This window comes from Acidovorax sp. KPB24-07 (assembly GCF_057543315.1).
On the sequence record NZ_BAAJYS010000325.1, the window covers coordinates 1 to 3,717 of the forward strand.

General features: G+C 65.0%; 2 protein-coding genes and 1 pseudogene. All 3 read right to left on the reverse strand.

All coding sequences use genetic code 11. The features are described 5' to 3' along the window. Positions 1–111: 111 nt before the first annotated feature. A pseudogene (zapE, locus tag AC27IQ_RS20205) lies at positions 112–1,210 on the reverse strand (cell division protein ZapE). Positions 1,211–1,296: 86 nt separating this feature from the next. Beyond that, on the reverse strand, positions 1,297–2,724 hold the full coding sequence (lpdA, locus tag AC27IQ_RS20210; protein WP_487090560.1) for a dihydrolipoyl dehydrogenase: 1,428 nt from the start codon (positions 2,722–2,724) through the stop codon (positions 1,297–1,299). Positions 2,725–2,810: 86 nt separating this feature from the next. Continuing rightward, positions 2,811–3,717 (reverse strand): 2-oxoglutarate dehydrogenase complex dihydrolipoyllysine-residue succinyltransferase (odhB, locus tag AC27IQ_RS20215; RefSeq protein ID WP_487090561.1); only part of this gene is annotated, 907 nt, incomplete at its 5' end.

The window sequence follows — 3,717 nt, forward strand, 5'->3', positions numbered from 1 at the left end:
CGGCGGCGCGCGATGCGGCCAGCGGTGACTGGGCCGCAGCCAGCGTCGAGGCGAGCGCCAGTGCGGTGGCAAGGAAAAGGCGTTGGAAGGATGGCATGGCGAGAAAAGAGGTTACGTCAATCCGGTGTCCACCACGCGCCGCTCCAGATCCAGGAATTCCTTGGACTGCATTTCATTCAGCCGGGAGACGGTGCGCGGAAATTCATGGGCCAGCGGGCCCTCGGTGTACAGCGCTTCGGGGGGCACGGCGGCGGACAGGATGAGCTTGACGCGCCGGTCGTACAGCACGTCCACCAGCCACGTGAAGCGCCGGGCCGGCGACGCCATCGATACGGGCATGTGGGGCACGTCCGACAGCAGCACGGTGTGGAACTGCGTGGCGATTTCCAGGTAGTCGTTCTGCGAGCGCGGGCCACCGCACAGCACGCTGAAATCGAACCAGACGACGCCGCCGGCCTTGCGGCGCGCACGGATCTCGCGTGCCTCGATGTGCAGCACCGGGTCTTCGTCGCGCACTTCGGCCAGTTGGTCGAACGCCTCGGACATCTCCGCATCGGCCTGGGGTCCCAGCGGCGTGTGGTACAGCCGCACCATCTCCAGCGTGCGGCGGCGGTAGTCGGTGCCGTTGTCCACGTTGACCACCTCCATCCGCTGGTTCAGCAGTTCGATGGCGGGCAGGATGCGGTCGCGGTGCAGCCCACCGGGGTACAACCCGTCGGGCTCGAAATTGGAGGTGGTGACAAAACCCACGCCGTTGTCGAAAAAGCGCCGCCAGCAGGCGGTGCAGGATCATCGCGTCGGTGATGTCCGCCACATGGAACTCATCGAAGCAGATGAGCTTGTAGCGCTTGGAAATGCGCTCGCCCAGCACGTCCAGCGGATTGACGGTGCCCTGCAGCCCCGCCAGTTCGCGGTGCACTTCGCGCATGAACTCGTGGAAATGCAGCCGCACCTTGCGGCGGATGGGCACGGCGTTGAAAAAGCAGTCCATGAGAAAGCTCTTGCCCCGCCCTACGCCGCCGTACATGTACACGCCGCGCGGCACCTCGGGCCGGTTGATGAGCTTCTTCAAGGCGTTGGAGCGGCGCTCCTTGTACAGCGCCCAATCGTCGGCACACCGCTGCAACGCCTCGACGGCGCGCAACTGGGCCGGATCGCTCTGGTAGCCCTTGCTGGCCAGTTCCGCCTCATACGCCTGCTTCACATTCACACGCACACTCCAAACGCTATAAAAAAGATAGCTGCCTGCGCTAGTATTTCAAGCGCAGGCAGCCATTTTTACCTAAAGTCCCGGGGTCAGAAGTTCAGCGTGCGCTTGTCCACGGCCAGGGCCGCTTCCTTGGTGGCTTCGCTCAAGCTCGGATGGGCGTGGCAGATGCGCGCGATGTCTTCGGCGCTGGCCTTGAACTCCATGGCGACCACGGCTTCGGCGATCAGTTCGCTGGCCATCGGGCCGACGATGTGCACGCCCAGGATCTCATCCGTGGCCGCGTCCGCCAGGAACTTGACCATACCGGTCGTGTCGCCCAGCGCGCGGGCGCGACCGTTGGCCAGGAACGGGAACGTGCCGGCCTTGTACTTCACGCCGTCCGCCTTGAGCTGCTGCTCGGTGCGGCCCACCCAGGCGATCTCGGGGTTGGTGTAGATCACCCAGGGGATGGTGTTGAAGTTCACATGGCCGTGCTGGCCCGCGATGCGCTCGGCCACGGCCACGCCCTCTTCTTCGGCCTTGTGCGCCAGCATCGGGCCGCGCACCACGTCGCCCACCGCCCACACGCCCGGCAGGTTGGTCTTGCAATCGGCATCGACCACGATCGCGCCGCGCTCGTCCAGCTGCAGGCCCACGGCTTCGCCGTTGAGTCCGATGGTGTTGGGCACGCGGCCGATGGACACGATGAGCTTGTCCACTTCCAGCGTCTGGGCTTCGCCCTTGGCATTGGTGTAGGCCACGCTCACGCCATTGTTGCCGGTCTTGATCTCGCCGATCTTCACGCCCAGCTCGATCTTGAGGTTCTGCTTGTCGAACGCCTTCTTGGCTTCCTTGGCGATCTGCTCGTCCACCGCGCCCAGGAACGTGGGCAGTCCTTCCAGCACCGTCACTTCGGCACCCAGGCGGCGCCAGACCGAGCCCATTTCCAGGCCGATCACGCCGGCGCCGATCAGGCCCAGCTTCTTGGGTGTCTCTCCAATGCGCAGGGCACCGTCGTTGGAGAGGATGTGCTCTTCGTCGAACGGCACGCCAGGCAGCGCGCGGGCGTTGGAGCCCGTGGCCAGGATGATCTGCTTGCCGGTGATGGACTCTTCGGCAGCGCCGGCCACGCGGATTTCATAGCCACCGTCGGCGGCTTTCACGAACGAGCCACGGCCGTGGAAGAACGTGATCTTGTTCTTCTTGAACAGGTACAGGATGCCGTCGTTGTTCTGCTTCACCACGCTGTCCTTGCGGGCGATCATCTTGGCCACGTCCATGCGCACGTCCTTGACCTCGATGCCATGGTCGGCGAAGTGGTGGTTGGCCTGGTCGAAATGCTCGGACGACTGCAGCAGCGCCTTGGAGGGAATGCAGCCCACGTTGGTACAGGTGCCGCCCGGTGCGGGGCCGCCCTTGCCGTTCTTCCACTCGTCGATGCAGGCCACGTTGAAGCCCAGTTGCGCGGCACGGATGGCAGCGATATAGCCGCCAGGGCCGCCGCCGATCACGATCACGTCGAATTGTTTGCTCATGTCAATCTCACTCAATCAGTTGAAGAAAGACCCACCGGCGGGCGCGGCCAACGGCCGGGCCACGCGGGCGGGTCCATCCAGGGGGATCAGATGTCGAACAGCAGGCGCGAGGGGTCTTCCAGCGCTTCCTTCATGGCCACCAGGCCCAGCACGGCTTCACGGCCGTCGATGATGCGGTGGTCGTACGACATGGCCAGGTAGTTCATCGGGCGGATGACGATCTGGCCGTTTTCCACCACGGCACGGTCCTTGGTGGCGTGCACGCCCAGGATGGCCGACTGCGGCGGGTTGATGATGGGGGTGGACAGCATGGAGCCGAACGTGCCGCCATTGGAGATCGAGAACGTGCCGCCGGTCATCTCTTCAATGCCCAGCTTGCCGTCCTTGGCCTTCTGGCCGAACTCGGCGATCTTCTTTTCGATGTCGGCGAACGTCATCTGGTCGGCATTGCGCAGGATGGGCACCACCAGGCCGCGGGGCGAGCCCACGGCGATGCCGATGTCGAAGTAGCCGTGGTAGACGATGTCGTTGCCGTCGACCGAGGCGTTGAGCACCGGGTACTTCTTCAGGGCATGCACGGCCGCCTTCACGAAGAAGCTCATGAAGCCGATCTTCACGCCGTGTTCCTTGGTGAAAGCGTCCTGGAACTTCTTGCGCATGTCCATCACCGGGGCCATGTTCACTTCGTTGAACGTGGTCAGGATGGCGTTGGTCGATTGCGACTGCAGCAGGCGCTCGGCCACGCGGGCGCGCAGGCGGCTCATGGGCACGCGCTGCTCGGGGCGGCCGCTCAGGTCTTCCTTGGCGGTGGGCGCAGCCACCTGCGGCAGCGCCTTGGTGGGCACGCCGGTGGGGATCGCGCTCGGTGCGGCCGCAGCGGCCTTGCCCGTGCCCGATGCCACGGCACCCAGCACGTCACCCTTGGTCACGCGGCCATCCTTGCCCGTGCCGGCCACGGCCGACACGGACAGGTTGTTGTCGGCCAGCAGCTTG

Excerpts from the sequence above, each read along its gene's own strand:
- lpdA (WP_487090560.1), bottom strand. The coding sequence starts at position 2,724 with ATGAGCAAACAATTCGACGTGATCGTGATCGGCGGCGGCCCTGGCGGC.